The organism is Phenylobacterium conjunctum (assembly GCF_042679085.1).
Classification (GTDB): Bacteria; Pseudomonadota; Alphaproteobacteria; order Caulobacterales; family Caulobacteraceae; genus Phenylobacterium; species Phenylobacterium conjunctum.
Genome location: NZ_JBHTLQ010000010.1, coordinates 79,396 through 95,125, shown reverse-complemented (window position 1 = coordinate 95,125; position 15,730 = coordinate 79,396). Strand labels below are relative to the sequence as shown.

At 68.2% G+C, this 15,730-nt stretch carries 15 protein-coding genes and 1 tRNA gene; 10 read left to right on the top strand and 6 right to left on the bottom strand.

Features of this window, described 5'->3' with window-relative positions; all coding sequences use genetic code 11:
- From ACFQ27_RS06580 to ACFQ27_RS06550, 7 genes are all read left to right on the top strand, one after another.
- Positions 1–780, top strand: a 780-nt coding sequence (locus tag ACFQ27_RS06580) for a MotA/TolQ/ExbB proton channel family protein (protein WP_377353046.1), incomplete at its 5' end; no start/stop codon positions are given.
- Between the two features lie 5 nt (positions 781–785).
- The gene (locus ACFQ27_RS06575; RefSeq protein ID WP_374344728.1) at positions 786–1,220 is read left to right on the top strand and encodes a biopolymer transporter ExbD; all 435 of its coding nucleotides are present in this window, start codon (positions 786–788) and stop codon (positions 1,218–1,220) included.
- A gap of 12 nt (positions 1,221–1,232) precedes the next feature.
- Entirely contained in the window at positions 1,233–1,925 is a 693-nt protein-coding gene (locus ACFQ27_RS06570) for an energy transducer TonB (RefSeq protein ID WP_374344726.1), read from the top strand.
- Between the two features lie 165 nt (positions 1,926–2,090).
- Positions 2,091–2,167, top strand: a tRNA-His gene (locus ACFQ27_RS06565).
- 57 nt (positions 2,168–2,224) lie between these two features.
- Positions 2,225–3,106, top strand: a complete 882-nt coding sequence (locus tag ACFQ27_RS06560) for an alpha/beta fold hydrolase (RefSeq protein WP_377353045.1) — start codon at positions 2,225–2,227, stop codon at positions 3,104–3,106.
- Between the two features lie 99 nt (positions 3,107–3,205).
- On the top strand, positions 3,206–4,036 hold the full coding sequence (locus tag ACFQ27_RS06555; RefSeq protein ID WP_377353043.1) for a universal stress protein: 831 nt from the start codon (positions 3,206–3,208) through the stop codon (positions 4,034–4,036).
- 126 nt (positions 4,037–4,162) lie between these two features.
- Entirely contained in the window at positions 4,163–4,450 is a 288-nt protein-coding gene (locus tag ACFQ27_RS06550) for a hypothetical protein (protein WP_377353041.1), read from the top strand.
- 59 nt (positions 4,451–4,509) lie between these two features.
- Here the strand turns inward: ACFQ27_RS06550 and ACFQ27_RS06545 are convergent, their stop codons facing one another.
- Together ACFQ27_RS06545 and ACFQ27_RS06540 are read right to left on the bottom strand one after the other, a co-directional pair.
- A complete protein-coding gene (locus ACFQ27_RS06545; RefSeq protein ID WP_377353040.1) occupies positions 4,510–5,304 on the bottom strand; it encodes a DUF1295 domain-containing protein in 795 nt (264 codons plus the stop codon).
- 26 nt (positions 5,305–5,330) lie between these two features.
- Positions 5,331–7,739, bottom strand: a complete 2,409-nt coding sequence (locus ACFQ27_RS06540; RefSeq protein WP_377353039.1) for a glycoside hydrolase family 31 protein — start codon at positions 7,737–7,739, stop codon at positions 5,331–5,333.
- A 203-nt stretch (positions 7,740–7,942) separates the two neighbouring features.
- Here ACFQ27_RS06540 and ACFQ27_RS06535 point away from each other — a divergent pair, with 203 nt between their 5' ends.
- Positions 7,943–9,976: an ATP-binding protein gene (locus ACFQ27_RS06535; protein WP_377353038.1), complete on the top strand. Its 2,034-nt coding sequence runs from the start codon at positions 7,943–7,945 to the stop codon at positions 9,974–9,976.
- 39 nt (positions 9,977–10,015) lie between these two features.
- Positions 10,016–10,531 (top strand): hypothetical protein, encoded by a 516-nt coding sequence (locus ACFQ27_RS06530; protein ID WP_377353037.1) that lies wholly within the window; start codon positions 10,016–10,018, stop codon positions 10,529–10,531.
- 6 nt (positions 10,532–10,537) lie between these two features.
- On the opposite strand, the gene ACFQ27_RS06525 is transcribed toward ACFQ27_RS06530, so the two are convergent.
- The 3 genes from ACFQ27_RS06525 to ACFQ27_RS06515 all read right to left on the bottom strand — a co-directional run bounded on the left by ACFQ27_RS06525 (position 10,538) and on the right by ACFQ27_RS06515 (position 13,551).
- Positions 10,538–10,999, bottom strand: a complete 462-nt coding sequence (locus ACFQ27_RS06525; RefSeq protein WP_374344711.1) for a chemotaxis protein CheW — start codon at positions 10,997–10,999, stop codon at positions 10,538–10,540.
- A 149-nt stretch (positions 11,000–11,148) separates the two neighbouring features.
- Positions 11,149–12,633 carry a methyl-accepting chemotaxis protein gene (locus ACFQ27_RS06520; RefSeq protein ID WP_377353036.1) on the bottom strand — a complete coding sequence of 495 codons (1,485 nt, stop codon included), beginning with the start codon at positions 12,631–12,633 and terminating at the stop codon, positions 11,149–11,151.
- Between the two features lie 315 nt (positions 12,634–12,948).
- A complete protein-coding gene (locus ACFQ27_RS06515) occupies positions 12,949–13,551 on the bottom strand; it encodes a sigma-70 family RNA polymerase sigma factor (protein ID WP_377353034.1) in 603 nt (200 codons plus the stop codon).
- A gap of 142 nt (positions 13,552–13,693) precedes the next feature.
- Here ACFQ27_RS06515 and ACFQ27_RS06510 point away from each other — a divergent pair, with 142 nt between their 5' ends.
- Positions 13,694–14,470, top strand: coding sequence for a pseudouridine synthase (locus ACFQ27_RS06510; RefSeq protein ID WP_377353033.1), 777 nt, complete (start codon positions 13,694–13,696; stop codon positions 14,468–14,470).
- Here ACFQ27_RS06510 and ACFQ27_RS06505 read toward each other — a convergent pair.
- Entirely contained in the window at positions 14,467–15,645 is a 1,179-nt protein-coding gene (locus ACFQ27_RS06505) for a BaiN/RdsA family NAD(P)/FAD-dependent oxidoreductase (RefSeq protein WP_377353032.1), read from the bottom strand. The two genes, ACFQ27_RS06510 and ACFQ27_RS06505, sit on opposite strands and share 4 nt — an antisense overlap.
- Positions 15,646–15,730 lie beyond the last annotated feature (85 nt).

The window sequence follows — 15,730 nt, the reverse complement described above, 5'->3', positions numbered from 1 at the left end:
GCCGCCGCGCCGGCCGCTGACGCCGCCGCCGCCGCTCCGGCTCCCGCCGCCGCTCCGGCCGCTGAAGAAGCCCCCCCGACCATCCAAGGCGCTGGCAAGCTCAGCGTTGTGGAAATGGTCATCCACGCGACCCCGGTCGTGCAGGCCGTCATGGCCGGTCTGATCCTCGCCTCGGTCTTCTCCTGGACCCTGTTCGTGGTGAAGATGCTCGAGTTCGGCGCTCTCGGCCGCACCTCTGACCGCTTCGTGGAAGCCTTCCGCTCCTCGAAGTCGATCAACGAAGTCGGTCGCGTCGCGACGTCGGACGAATTCTCCGGCAACCCGTTCGCCGACATGGCCGCCGCCGCGGCTCAAGAAGTCGAACTGTCGCGTCAGGCTGGCCTGTCCGTCTCGGGCGCCAACCGCGAAACCACCCTGCACCGCGCTGAAATCGCCGTGTCGGCCGTTCAGGCCTCGCTGGCCAAGCGTCTGTCGGGCGGCATGCAGTTCCTCGCCTCGGTGGGTTCGTCCGGTCCGTTCATCGGTCTGTTCGGCACCGTGTACGGGATCATGAACTCCTTCATCGGGATCGCGAACACCAACACCACCAACCTGGCCGTCGTCGCCCCCGGTATCGCTGAGGCGCTGCTGGCCACCGGTATTGGTCTGTTCGCCGCTATTCCGTCGGTTATCTTCTACAACTACTTCCAAACCCGCATCTCGGCCTTCGGCTCGCGGACGGAAGGCTTTGTGGCTGAACTGATGAACAGCATCTCGCGGCAGCTCGACAAAGGGGCCTAAGCCACATGGGCGCCAAACTCTCAGGCTCTGGGGGTGGCAAGTACGCGGTGGAGGCGAACAGCGAGATCAACGTGACACCCTTCGTGGACGTCATGCTCGTTCTCCTGATCATCTTCATGGTGGCGGCTCCTCTCGCCAGCGTGAACGTGAAGATCGCTCTTCCGCCCGCTGTCGCGAAAGCCTCAACCAACCCACCCAAGCCGGTTTACATCTCGATCCAGCCCTCGGGCCGCATCTACATCGGGGACTTCCCGTCTGACCTCAGCACGCTGGGCGACGACCTCCGGAAGAACCTGGGTGGGAAGCGGAACCCCGAGAAGGAACGGATCTTCATCCGGGCCGACAAAGACGTCATGTATGGCGACTTCATGGGCGTAATGAACATGCTGCAGGACAACGGGTTCTACAGCGTGGCGCTCGTCGGCGAAGACAAGAACTGAGCGGGGTGAGAAATGGCTGAAGACATCACCCACCCCGTCCACAACCCCTTTGACGCGCCTCCGCCGAAGTCCAAGGGCATGAGCATTGCGATTACGGTCGCGGTGATCCTGCACGCGGTCATTGGCTACGTGGTGTGGAAGCAGAAGTTCGAGCCGAACTATAAGGAGTACTCGGACGAGGTGACGGATGTGGCGCTGATTAAGCCAGCGCCGCCGCCGCCGCCTCCGCCGCCGCCTCCGCCGCCGAACACGCCGCCTCCGCCGCCGCCGAAGCTGCAGCCGCGTCCTCCGGTCAACGTGCCGGCTGACATGCCCACGATCCCGCCTCTGCCGGTTCCGCCGGTGGAAAAGCGGATCGAGGAGCCGAAGCCGCCGGCGCCGGCCCCGACGCCTCCGCGTCCGTCCGTGATCACCAATCCGGACTGGGCTCGTCGGCCCTCGGGTGACGACATCGCCCGCTATTACCCTGACCGGGCGATGCGGATGAATGTTGAAGGTCGTGCGACCATCAGCTGTTCGGTGACCGCCAAGGGCACCTTGGAGAGCTGTGACATCGTCTCGGAAGATCCCGCTGATCAGGACTTCGGCTCTGCCGCGCTCCGGATGAGCAAGCTCTTCAAGATGAAGCCGAAGACGGCCGACGGCGCGCCTGTTGAAGGTGGCACCGTCCGGATCCCGATCCGGTTTGCTCTGCCGAAGAACTAAGGTTCCGTCTTGACGGAACAGAGAAGCCCCGGAGGTCCGCCTCCGGGGCTTTTTCTTTGGGCCGCGCCCGCGTGTCGCACTTAAGCCGGCGTCATCCTGTCAAAAGCCTCTCGCCCGCGCTTGATCCGGCGACGCGGTCCGACTAAGAACAGCGCCTCGCGATGCGCCGCCTTAGCTCAGTTGGTTAGAGCGCTAGATTGTGGCTCTAGAGGTCCTCGGTTCGAATCCGAGAGGTGGTACCATCGCGCAGAGCACGGGCGGACGATTCCTCGTCCCAAAGCCCGGGGGGCGGGAACTCCATGTCAGAGCTGGTCGAACTGCGGTTGCGTGACCGCCGTATCTCCTTGGGCGCCCGTGGCGGCGATATCCTCGGATACGAGTTCGGCCCGGCCGACCGTCCCGTCGACCTGGTGTTCAGTCACGCCAACGGTTTCAACGCCCGCACCTACCGCTCCATCCTGGCGCCCCTGGGCGCGCGCTGGCGGGTCCTGATGGTCGACATGCGCGGGCATGGGCGCACGGAACTGCCCGATGAGGTCGAGGGCCGCGACTCCTGGCTCGACCTGCGCGACGACCTGCTCGCCCTGATCGAGGCCGAGGGCCTGTCCAACGTCGTGCTGTCCGGCCACTCCATGGGCGGCTGCGTCAGCCTTCTGGCCAGCGCCGAGGCGCCCGCCGCCGTGCGCAGCCTGGTGCTGTTCGACCCCGTCATCATTCCGGAGGACAAGGGGCCGCCCAAGCCCGAAGTCCTCAACTCGCCGCTGGCCGTCGGGGCCCGCAACCGGCGCGCGGTCTTCGCGAGCAAGGTGGCGGTGGTCGAGGCCTATCGCGGCCGCGGCGCCTTCCGCGCCTGGTCCGAGGACATGCTGGTCGACTATGTGACCGACGGCTTCCGCGACACTGACGACGGCCAGGTGACCCTGGCCTGCAAGCCCGCCTGGGAGGCGTCCAACTTCACCTCCCACGGCCAGGACCCCTACGACGCCTTCGACCGCTCGGTGTGCCCCATCCATATCCTGCGCGCCGAGGTCGGCTCGACCTGCCGGGTCGACGACCAGATCGACCGGCTGACTCAGGGCGGTCGGATCCGCATCGAGACGGTCCCCGGGACCTCCCACTTCCTTCCGATGGAGCGCCCGGAGCTGGTCCGCGAGGCGCTCGAGGCCGCGATGCGCGCCTGAGGTCCAAGCCTGGCTGCGTTGTGACCGCAAGCGAGGGTTGACCAACGTCAAGGCGAGACGTCCCCTCTGGCGCCACCAAGGGCGCAGGAGGAACCTGCCATGACCTATCGCGACATTCTGGTTCAAGTCGACAAGGGGGCCGCTGGACGCGCCCGTCTCGCCGCTCGCCTGGCTGATCGATTCAAGGCCCACCTGACGGGCGCCTTCCTGAAGAGCGCCTTCCTGGCCCAGTACATGGCCGCTGAGGCCTTGGGCGGCCTGCCGCCGACCATGATCGACGAACTGCTGACCTCCCACGCCAAGGCGGTGGACGCCGCCTCAGAAGACGCCCGGCTGGTGTTCGAGGCGGCGGCCGGGGAGGCGGGCTGCGCGACGGACTGGCTGACCCTGCAGGGCGACAGCGCCCTGGATCTCCAGGACCTCGCCCGGCGCTCCGACCTGACCGTGATGCCGGTCTCCACCGTCGCCCCGCTGGGCCAGAACCGCATCACCGCCGCCGAGGTGGCCCTGGGCGCCGCAGGTCCCGTCCTGATCGTGCCCGACGAGGCGCCGAGCGGCGACCTCGGCCGCAACATCCTGGTTGGCTGGAATGGCGGCCGCGAGGCGGCCCGCGCCCTGCGCGACGCCATGCCCCTGCTGCAGGAGGCCGAGGCGGTGCACGTGCTGATCATCTCGCCCGGCGGCATGGGCGGACCCGAGGCCCAGCTCCAGCGCCACCTGGAACACCACGGGATCACACCGAATATCATCCGCGACAGCAGCGACGACCAGGTGGCCGCCGACGTGTTCCGGGAAGAAATCAAGGCCCTGGGCGCGGATCTGCTGGTCATGGGCCTCTACGGCCGCCCGCGGCTGCAGGAGCTGGTGTTGGGCGGGGTCAGCCACGACCTGCTGGATCGCCCGCCGGTTCCGCTGCTGGTGTCCCATTGAGCTCCAGCCGACGCTATTTCGTCGCGGCCTTGACCTTAGGTGTTGATTGATGGCGCGGCTTGGGGTTGGAGGAGCCACGCAACCTTCGGCGCGTCACCCGCGTCGCCGCCATCATCCTGCAAGGCCATGACGACCGAGCCCCCGCGCCGCCCCATTCTGAAGCTGAAGTCCGGGGTGACGCCTAAGCTGCCTCCGGAACTGGTCAGGAAGCCTGCGCCGCCGCCGCCTCCGCCCGTGCTGGACGTCTGGTGGAAGTGCAAGCCCTGCGGCAAGGCCTTCACGCCTGCGCCCGACGCCGCAGATGACGAGGCGGTCCGCTGCCCCAACTGCAACGCCCGCCTGGGCCTGGCCGGCGAGTTCCGCACCGACCCCACCCCGTCCCGCGTGCGCGCCCGGCTGATCAGGAAGTCCTAGAGCGTGATAGCCGAAAGTGGTTTCCGGTTTCGGCGGCCATCACGCTCTAAATTTTTGAACTAGATCTGCTTCGGCGGCAGGGGAATGAACCCCGAGGTGCGCGCCAGATAGGCCGCATAGTCCGGCCGCCGCTTGGCGATGCCGGCCTCCGAGGTCGGCACCCCGCTGACCCGCGTCAGCAGGAAGGTGATCAGCACCGGCCCGGCCAGGGCGATGAGGCCCGGCCCGCCGGCCTCGGTTCCGATCAGGCCCAGACCCCACCAGACACAGGCGTCGCCGAAATAGTTCGGGTGCCGAGTATAGCGCCATAGGCCGGTGTCCAGCACCTTGCCCGCATTGGTCGGATCGGCCTTGAACCGCGACAGCTGCCAGTCCCCGACGCTCTCGAACACCAGGCCGAACACCGCCAGGACAGCGCCGGCCATGGCCACCGGGCCGAGGGTCGTGGGGCCGTACTGGCCCAGCTGAACCGGCAGGCAGACCAGGATCTGCAGCGGCGCCTGCAGGGCGAAGACCAGGATCAGCGAGGCGAAGCCATAGCTCCAGCCGCGTCGGGTCTGCGCGTCGGCCATCATCCGCACATAGCGCCGGTCGGGTCCGTGGGCGCGCCAGCGGCGGAACAGGTAGATCCCGAGCCGCAGGCCCCAGGCGACGCAGATCGCCGTCAGGACCGCCTGCCGCGCGCCGTGATTGCCCACGGCCAGGTAGCTGACCGCCGCCGCCAGGCCCATGCCGGCGCCCCACCAGGCGTCGATGAAGCTCGGGTCACGGGTCTTCAGGTTGACGGCCCACAGGACCAGGATCAGGGCGACGAGGACAACGGCGTTCAGGGCCAACAACTGGGGCAGGGGCATGGGGGCTCCGAGAGGTCTGTTGTGGTCTATACGGGGGCGATCCGCTCAAGGATGAGCCGGCGGCGTCCGGATTGGGTCTGATCCGCCGTGATCCGCCAGCCGAGGGCGCGGGCCGGGCGTTGTTCTTTGGCCGGAAGCCAGACTTCGATCCGCTCCGTCGGGTCCTCCGGCGCGATCTCCAGGTCTTCAGAGGTCGCGGTAAGCCTCAGGCGACGCAGGGAAAAGTCACCGTCTCGCCAGGCCTCGGTGACGCCGTCGTCATCGAAAGCTTCGCCGAGGCTCTCGCCTTGCTCACGCGGGAACACCAGCCAGCCGAAGCTCTCAAGACGGCGGCGACGGGGATTGCGTGGGTCGGTGGAGATGGGCAGGGCCGCGCCATCGCGCACCAGCAGCGGCGGCTGGTCCCAGGGCGCCGGCAGTGTCACCTCAGCCCCGCCCGGCGTCCGCGCCCCGCTCCAGAACTCCCGCCAGTCACAGCCGGCGGGGGCGCGCACGATCCGCTCGGTCACGCCAGGGTCCATCACCGGCGCCACCAGCAGGTCCGGCCCCAGCATCATCTCGTCGCCATCGGCCAGGCAGGCGGGATCGTCCGGGAACTGGGCGAACAGGGGGCGGGTGATCACCTCGAAATCGCGGTGATGGCGGAACAGCAGGTCGTAGAGCAGGGGCTCCAGCAGGCCCCGCAGGCGGATCAGCGCGCGCACCGCCGGGGTCGCTTCCGGATGCATCCAGGGCTCATTGACGCTGCCGTCGTCGTTCCAGCTGTGGATCGAGAACCGCGGCTGGAAGATCCCGGCCGCCACCCAGCGGGCCAGCAGCTCGGCGTCCGGCGCCGGCCCGGCGAACCCGCCGACGTCATGGCCGGAATTGCTGACCCCACTCAGGGCCAGGCCCAGCCCCATCTTCTGATTGAAGCGGATGGTCCCCCAGGCGGTGTAGTTGTCGCCCGACCAGGTCTGGACATAGCGCTGCATGCCGGCGACCCCGGCCCGCGACACGAGAAAGGGGCGCTCGCCCGGGCTGTGCGCCCGCTGGGCCTGCGCCGATGCGCGCATCATCAACAGGGTCTGCAGGGGCTTGGTCTCGATGGCGGCCCGCGGTTGGCCGTTCATCGCCGCCTGGGCCTGCGGCGAGACCACCTCGAATTCATTGTTGTCGTTCCAGGTCGCCGCGATCCCGACCTCCAGCAGCTGGGTCGTGACCTGGGCCTTCCACCAGGTTCGGGTGGCCGGATTGGTGAAGTCGAGATAGGCGCCGAGCCCGTCCCAGAACTGGGTCATCACCGGCTCGCCCGCCGCATCGGCGATGAATAGGCCCTGGTCCCTGGCCTCGCCGAACAGGGGATGGTCGTCCAAAAGGCAGGGCTTGATATTGGCGCACAGCTTGACGCCGGCCGCCTCATAGGACGCCGTGAAGCCCTTGGGATCGGGGAACTTTTCCCGGTTCCAATGGAAGACATAGCGGCGCGGGCCGATGGAGGTGTAGCCGCTGGACAGGTGGAAGGAAGAGCAGGGCAGGTCGTGGGCGGCCAGCCCCTCCAGGAACCTCGCCATCTGCGCCTGGGCGTCGGGCGCATCGGTGTAGCTCATGGTCGAGCCGGAATAGCCCAGGCCCCAGCGCGGGGTGAAGATCGGCCGCCCGGTGAGCCAGGTGAACCTGCGGGTGACGTCCAGCACGCTCGGCCCGGCGATCACATAGTAGTCGAGGTCGCCGGCCTCGGCGGCGAAGCTGCGATAGAGGCCGTGATAGTTGCTGCGCTCCCGTCCGAAATCGAACGTGCAGTCGGCCAGGGTGTCATAGAACAGACCAAAGGCGCGGGCCGGATCGTCGGCGCCCAGGGTGATGTAGAACGGGATGTGCTTGTAGAGCGGGTCCGAGCTGGCGGCGTCGTAGCCCATGGCGTCGACATTGTTCAGTCGATAGAGCCCGCCCGCCCGGTCCATCGGGCCGGCCCGCTCACCCAGCCCCACATAACGCTCGCCGGGTGTCCGGCGCAGATAGTGGCGGGGGCCGCGCGCCCAGTAGTCGAAGTCATAGGCCTGGGTGGGACGGTCCCTGGCGATTTCCCGCCAGGCGCCGGACCGGTCCCGCATCTCCCAACGGCAGAAGAAGCCCTTGAGCGCGACGCTCAGCCTCAGTTGCGCGGTCTCAAGGGTCAGGTTGCGACCATCCTCGACCAGCTGGAAATCCGGGCAGGCGAAGCCGCTCAGGTCCAGGCGGTCGCGTCCGTCGTCGGCGACGTCGGTCTCCCCGGGGGCGATGGCCCAGGTGCGCGCCAGGTCGAACCCGCCGCGCGGCAGGACGACGACGCGGATCAAATCCTCTTCCAACACCGCCAGGTGGACCACCGCCGACCCGTCGGCCTCATTCAGGGTGACAAGGCCGCGTGCGCGGGCGCTCAGGACAAAATGGGGCGGGGCGGCCAGGGATCGCATGGCCGCGAGCCTAGATCGAGCCTCGCCAGATCGCCAGCAAACCCCTGGTAGCAATGCGGGCGCTTCAGCAGGTTTCGCTTGTGGGGCGAAATGTCGCGTGATCCTCTCGGCGGATTGTGAGCAATGTCAATCAGCTACGGCCTGGGTGGGGACATAGTGACGGGATGAAGCGAACCTCGTCCTTTGCAGTCTTCCGGCGGACCATGGCGCTGATCGGCGCCGGGGCCGACCTGCCGGGCATGCTCGACGCCATTGTGCGCATGGTGGAGGCTGAGGACCCGACCATCCTGTGCAGCATTTTGCTGCTCGACGAAACCGGACGGCGCATCGCCCCCGGCGCTGCCCCCAGCCTGCCGGACAGCTACAACAACGCCATCTACGGCATCGAGATCGGTCCCGACGTGGGGTGTTGTGGGACCGCCATGTTCACGGGACAGCGGGTGGTGGTGGAGGATATCGCCACAGACCCCCTCTGGGCGGCCTTCAAGACCCTGGCGCAGGGCGCAGGCCTGGCCTCATGCTGGTCAGAGCCGATCCGGGTCGCCGACGGCGCGGTCGTTGGCAGCTTCGCGATCTATCATCGGACCTGTACCGCCCCGACCGAGGAGGACATCGCCTTCATCGAGGCCGCGGCCGAGCTCACGTCCCTGGCCATCGAGCGGGATCGCGACCGCGCCCGCGCCCGCCAGGCCACCGAACGCGAGGTCGAGGCGGCGCGCGACCTCACGACCTTCTTTGAGATCTCGGCCGACCTGCTCTGCATCACCGATTTCCAGTCCCAGTTTGTCCGCGTCAATGACGCCTGGACGCGGGTGCTCGGCTGGTCCCGCGCCGAGCTAGAGGGGCAGAGCTACCTGGACTTCATGCATCCCGACGACCGGGAGGCCACCTTGGCCGAAGCCCAGATCTTTCAGCACGGCCATGAGATCCTGGCGTTCCGAAACCGCTACAGGACCGTGACGGGGGAATACCGCGTCCTGGAATGGCAGGCCCGCCAGTCCAACGGTCTGGTCTATGCGGCCGCGCGCGACGTCACCGCCCAGGTCGAGGTGGCGCGCGAGATGGAGGCGGCGCGCGAGGCCGCCGAGCTCGCCAACCAGGCCAAGAGCGACTTCCTGGCCAATATGAGCCACGAGATCCGTACGCCTCTGAACGGGGTGATCGGCGTGATCGACGCCCTGGCCCGCACCGAACTCAGTGGCGCGCAGCGTGAGATGGTCGACCTGATCCGGGAATCCGGGGTGAACCTCGCGGCCCTGGTCTCCGACATCCTGGACCTCTCCCGGATCGAGGCCGGCGGGCTTGAGCTTGAGGAGGCGGTGTTCGACCTGGGCGAGGCCCTCGGCGGGGCCTTGGCCATGGCCCGGCTCAACGCCACCGCCAAGGGACTGAACTTCCGGTCCTATATGAGCCCGGCGGCTCAGGGCCGGTTCCGTGGCGACGGCCTGCGCCTGCGCCAGGTTCTGGGCAACCTGTTGTCCAATGCGGTGAAGTTCACGGAGACTGGAACCATCGCGGTCGAACTGGACTGTGCGGTAACGCCGGAGGGGGGCGAGGCTCTGTCCTGCTCGGTGAGCGACACGGGCGTCGGCTTTGATCCGACCCAGGCCGATCAGCTGTTCCAGCGGTTCAACCAGATCGACGCCACCATGACCCGCCGCTTCGGCGGCTCCGGCCTTGGGCTGGCGATCTGCCGCTCCCTGGTGGAACGCATGGGAGGCGAGATCTCCGCGGAGTCCCGACCGGGGGAGGGCAGCGTCTTCCGCTTCACCGTGCCGCTGCGTCGCGAGGCGGTGGGGGGCGAGGCGCCCCACGCCACGGCCGAGCCAGCAGTAGCGCCCGGCGCGCGCCCGCTGCATGTGCTGCTGGCCGAGGATAACCTGGCCAACCAGAAGGTCGTGGAGCTGCTGCTGTCGCCCTTCGATATCGTGCTTGAGACGGTGGAGAACGGCGCCCAGGCGCTGGAGGCCCTGCGCCGTGACGCCTTCGACCTGGTCCTCATGGACCTGCAGATGCCGGTGATGGACGGCCTGACCGCCACGCGCTCCATTCGCCATTGGGAGGCCGAGCGGTCCGCCCGTCGGACCCCGATCGTGGTGCTGAGCGCCAACGCCATGGCCCATCACTGCGCTGAGGCCCTGGCGGCCGGCGCCGACCTGCACGTGGCCAAGCCGCTGACTGGCGCGGCGCTGCTGGCGGGGATCGAGCAGGCCCTGGATCACCGCGGCGCGGCCTGACCTCTTCACCCGCCGCGCCTGGGCGGATATGACCGCCCCATGCGCAGCTCAGCGACCCCCGGCGTGTTTGCGGCCCTTGGCCTGTCCTTGGCGCTCGCCGCCTGCGGTCCCAAGGCCAAGGTTCCCAGCGACGCGGACCTGCTCGCCACCTATCAGGCCCACAAGCCGCAGCTGCAGGCGGCCGTGAGCGACATGGGCCGTGGCGTCGATCTGGTCAGCCTGAAGGGCGGCAAGGTTGTCGCCGAGCCCAAGGGGGCGGATGCGGTCCGGGTGGCGCGCCTTGGCGAGGTGCTGCGCCGGACCGGCGCGCGGTCGGTGGCGGCCGGCGAGACCGGCCCGGAGGCTTCGCCCAAGACGGCCGTGAGGTTCGCCTTCCTGGTTCCAGGCGCCCTGGGCTCAAAATCGATCAAGGGGTTGGTCTATGATCCCGCCGCCAATCCGCAGGACCAGGTGCGCGACACCGACGCCTTCGCGCGGCGGGGCGAGAAGGCGCGGTTCGTCTATGTCGAACGGCGGATAGATCAGGACTGGTATATCTACCAGTGGCTGGACTGATCGGGTTTAGGCGGCCTCGGCGACCCGCGGCAGCACGCCGCCCAGGGTCAGCAGGGTCACGATGCCGGCGTCGGTGGTGATCACGCCCTGGACGAATTCCTCGGCCTGGGACGAGCCGACCTGCGGGGCCGGCTGCAGCATGTTCTCGGCCAGCACGACGATATCGCAGACCTCATCGACCAAGAGGCCGACCTGGCGTCCGTCGATATGGGCGACGATGACCACCGAGGAGCTGCTGCGGGTCGCGGCCGACAGGCCCAGTCGCGAGCCGAGGTCCACCACCGGCAGGACCGCGCCGCGCAGGTTGATCATGCCCAGCACGTAGGACGGCGCGTGGGGCAGGGGGGTCGAGGCGGTCCAGCCGCGGATCTCGCGCACCACCATGATATCGATGGCGAACTGCTGACCGCCGATGGCCACGGTGACCAGCTCGGCGCCGATGGCGGGGAGACCTTGGGATTCGGACATGGGCGGTTCCTTCACGGGCCGCGGGCCTTCGACTCTCTCAGGCTTCGCTTAGGGTTCAGTAGCTAACGCCACGGTAAATGAAGCGCTAACGCGGGCGGGCCTCGGGGCGACTTGGGGCCGGGTCGGCCGAAAGGTCGCAGGGGGCAGGGCTAGAAGGACTCCCAGCCCTCGTCTTGCGGGCGGGGATCGAGCTTGCGCGCCGTCGCCGCGCCGGAGACGTAGCCGCGGCTCGCGGTCGTGGCGGCTGGGCGCCTTGCGACGGCCTGGGACGCTTGGCCGAGGCGGAAGGCGCCCATCATCTGGTCCAGCTGCGCGGCTTCTTGCGCCAGGCTCTCGCTGGCCGCGGTGGACTGCTCCACCATGGCGGCGTTCTGCTGGGTCATCTGGTCCATCTGGTTGATGGCGCCGTTGACCTGATGCAGGCCCGTCGCCTGCTCCTGGGCGCTGGCGGCGATGGCCGAGACGAGGTCGGTGATCTGTCCGACTTGGCCCACGATGCGCTGCAGCGCCTCGCCGGTCTTGCCCACCAGGTTGACGCCGGCGCCGACCTGCTCGGCCGAGGCGGTGATCAGGCCCTTGATCTGCTTGGCGGCCTCCGCCGAGCGTTGGGCCAGGGCCCGCACTTCGGAGGCGACCACGGCGAAGCCCTTGCCGGCGTCGCCCGCGCGGGCGGCCTCGACGCCCGCGTTCAGGGCCAGCAGGTTGGTCTGGAAGGCGATCTCGTCGATGACGCCGATGATCTGGCCGATCTGGCCCGAGGACTGCTCGATCTCGGTCATGGCGGCCACGGCCTGCTGGACCACCTGTCCGGAGACGTCGGCGTCGGCGCGGGCCGCGGTCACCGCCTCCTGGGTCTGGCGCGCGGCGCTGGCCGTCTGGTTCACCGTGGCGGTGATCTCCTCCAGGGCGGCGGCGGTCTCTTCCAGATTGGCGGCCTGTTGCTCGGTGCGCCGGGACAGGTCGTTGGTGGCCTGGCTGATCTCCTGTGAGCCGGTGCGGATACCGCCGGCCGAGCTTACGATACCGCTCAGGGTGTCCTGCAGCCGGGCGCTGGCCTGATTGAAGTCCTCCTGCAGGACCCGGTACTCGGGCGCGAGTTCGGCCTGGATGCGATAGGTGAGATCGCCGTCGGACAGGCGTTCGAGCGCCGTGGCGATTTCCTGCACCGCCTGTTCCTGGCGGGCCTGGAGCGTGCGCCGCTCCACCTCGAGCCGGGCGCGGTCGTCCTCGATCTCGGTGATGTCGGTGGCGAACTTGACGACCCTGCAAGGCCTTCCCTGGTCGTCCAGGATCGGATTGTAGGAGGCCTGGATCCAGACGCCGCGTCCGCCCTTGCCGACGCGCTGGAACTTCGCGGCGACGAACTCGCCCTGGTTCAGGGTTCGCCAGAAGGTTTTGTACTCGGCCGAGGCGGCCTCACCGGGCGCCAGGAAGATGCTGTGGTGCTGTCCGATGATCTCGTCGGCGCGGTAGCCGAGGGTCTTCAGGAAGTTGTCGTTGGCCGACACGATCGTGCCGTCCAGCTCGAAGACGATGACGGCCTGGGATCTGTGGATGGCGGCCACCATACCCTCAGCTTCACGGAGCTTCGCCGCGTCGGCTGCCGCACGTTTGCGGCCGAATAGATCGCTCAACTGAATCCCCAATGTCTCTGCAAACAGACAATTCAAGCCGCAGACTGAAATTGCGGCGAGGACTGGGTCCAGAGTTTAGCGTCTTGGTCCCGAACGAAATCGGACTACGCCGTTCCCCCAGTACAGTCCCTTTGTACTATTGTCTCAAAACTTGGGTGACGAAAGTAAATCAGGTGTTAACGCGTGGGTCTTTAGCTGCCTGAAATGAGTATATCCCTGATATGAGGTGCGCAAACTATCCCCTAGGGGCGCGACGTCGGCTGGGCGCAACCAAGGCGGGTCGCCTGAGCCCTCGACGTCGCGCCAACGGGGGCGTCAGGCGGCCCGGCGGTGGGCTCGGATCTGGTCGATCTGGGCCACGATGTCAGACATCGCCTGGCTGGGCGGGGTGTCGTCCTGCGCATAGTCCCCCTCCAGCAGCAGCAGGGCGAGGCGGTCGCGGGCCCGGCTGACCCGGCTCTTGATCGTGCCGACCGCGGCGCCGCAGATCTCGGCGGCCTCTTCATAGGACAGGCCGCCGGCGCCGATCAGGATCAGGGCCTCGCGCTGGTCTTCGGGCAGGCGCAACAGGGCGCGACGGACCTCGTCCAGTTCCAGGGTCGCCATGGGGTTGGTGGTCGCCACCAGGGTCCGCTCGGCGACCTCCGGGTCCAGGGGCTGGCTGCGCCAGGACCGCCGCTTGTCCGAGAAGAACTGGTTGCGGACGATCATGAACACCCAGGCCTTGAGATTGGTGCCCGGCTCAAAGCTGGCGCGCTTGTCCCAGGCCTTGGCCAGGGCCTCCTGAGCCAGGTCGTCGGCGGCCGCGGCGTCGCCGGTCAGGGAACGGGAGAAGGCCCGCATGTGGGGGATCAGGGCGACCAGGTCGTTGCGGAAGATCTCGTCATCGGCAGGGGTTCGGGTGGTCTCGGCGTGCATCGCGGATGTCCCTCTCTCGCGTCTGTTCACCAATTCAAGCGAACGGCGCAGCTGAAGGTTCCCGACAAAATCAACGTTATCCGTCGCGGGCCCGCGGCTCTCCCGCCTTGCCCCGCGCCCGCACCCTTCCTAGGAAGGCGTCATGGCCTGGACCAGAACCTATGACGAGCCCGAGCCCCAGCGCGTGAACCGCTGGCTGGCCCAGAGCGGCGTCTGCTCCCGTCGTGAGGCCGAGGGCCTGATCGAACAGGGCCTGGTGTCCATCGACGGCGAGACGGTCACCGACGCCGGTCGCAAGATCCAGCCGGGCCAGACCCTGGTCCTGGCCGACGCCGCCCAGGCCAAGATCGAGGGCGGTCTGACGGTCATCCTGCACAAGCCCGTTGGCGTGGTCTCGGCCCAGCCCGATCCGGGCCAGGTTCCGGCCATCCGTCTGCTGACCCGCGCGGCGCTCGAAGGCGAAAGCCCGATGATCCCGGGACGCGACACCCGACTCGCCCCGGTCGGCCGGCTGGACATGGACAGCCGCGGCCTGCTGCTGCTGTCCGACGACGGTGTCGTGGCCAAGGCGGTCATTGGCCCCACCTCCGAGCTCGACAAGGAATATGTGGTCAAGGTCGCCGGCCAGATCACCGAGGCCAAGCTCGCCAAGCTGCGGCACGGCCTGTCTCTGGACGGCCGTCAGCTGCGCCCGGCCCAGGTGCGGGTGTCTGGCGAACAGACCCTGCGCTTCATCTTGAAGGAAGGCCGCAACCGCCAGATCCGCCGCATGTGCGACCTGGTCGAGCTCAAGGTCGTCGACCTGTTCCGCCTGCGGATCGGTCCCTTGAAACTCGGCGACCTGCGTCAGGGCCGCTGGCGGGTGCTGACGGCGGAGGAACGCGCGGCCCTGATCAAGGCCGGCGGAGCAGGGCGCTAGACCGCCTGGCCGGCGCACCAGCCGCTGGCCCAGGCCCATTGGAAATTATAGCCGCCCAGCCAGCCGGTGACGTCGACTACCTCGCCGATGAAATAGAGGCCGGCCACGTCGCGGGCCTCCATGGTCTTACTGTCCAGCGACCGCGTGTCGACGCCGCCCAGGGTGACCTCGGCGGTGCGATAGCCCTCCGAGCCCACCGGCTTCACCCTCCAGGCGTTCACCGCCGCCGCCAGGGGCTTCAGCACCTTGTCGCCCGCATCGCCCAGGGTGCCGGTAAAGCCAGTCTGCTCCACCAGGGTCTGGGCCAGACGCTTGGGCACATGCTGCGACAGGGCGGTGGCCAGACCCTGCTTGCCTTGGGTCGTGCGGCCGGCCTTCAGCTCAGCCAGCACATCGACACCCGGCGCCATGTCGACGGTGATCTCGTCGCCCTCGCGCCAGTAGGACGAGATCTGCAGGATCGCTGGGCCGCTGATGCCGCGATGGGTGAACAGCATGGCCTCGTCGAACCGGGTCTTGCCATGGCTGACGCGGGCCTCGGTCGAGACCCCCGCGAGGGGCTTCAACCGGTCCAGCAGACCGATCTCGAAGGTCAGGGGCACGAGGGCAGGCCGGGTGGGGGTGAGGGGCAGGCCGAACTCGCGGGCGATCTCATAGCCCAGGCCCGTCGCGCCCATCTTCGGGATCGACTTGCCGCCGGACGCCACCACCAAGGCCCCGCAAGCCACCGGCGTCCCGCCCAGTTCGACTTCGAACCCGGCGTCAGTCTTGCGCACCGCGCCGACTGTGGTCTGCAGCCGCAAGGTCACGCCCGCCCGGCGCATTTCGGTGACCAGCATGTCGACGATCTGACGCGCGCTGCCGTCACAGAACAGCTGGCCCAGGGTCTTTTCGTGCCAGGCGATCCCGTGCCGGTCGACCATGGCGATGAAGTCCGCCGGCCGGTACCGCCGCAGCGCCGAGATATGAAAGCCCGGATTGGAGGTCAGGAAGTTCTGCGGGGTGGTGTTCTGGTTGGTGAAGTTGCACCGCCCGCCGCCGGAGATACGGATCTTCTCCCCCGGCGCCTTGGCGTGATCGACCACCAGCACGCGCCGCCCGCGCTTGCCCGCCTCGATCGCGCACATCATCCCCGCGGCGCCTGCGCCCAGCACCACCACGTCGAAGTTTTCCATGGTGGGGCCTATGGCATGTCGCGTGCTCCGAGGCGAGGGGAGGGGAGTTGCCAGCCCCTGAAGCTTCCAGCCATACCTGCACCCG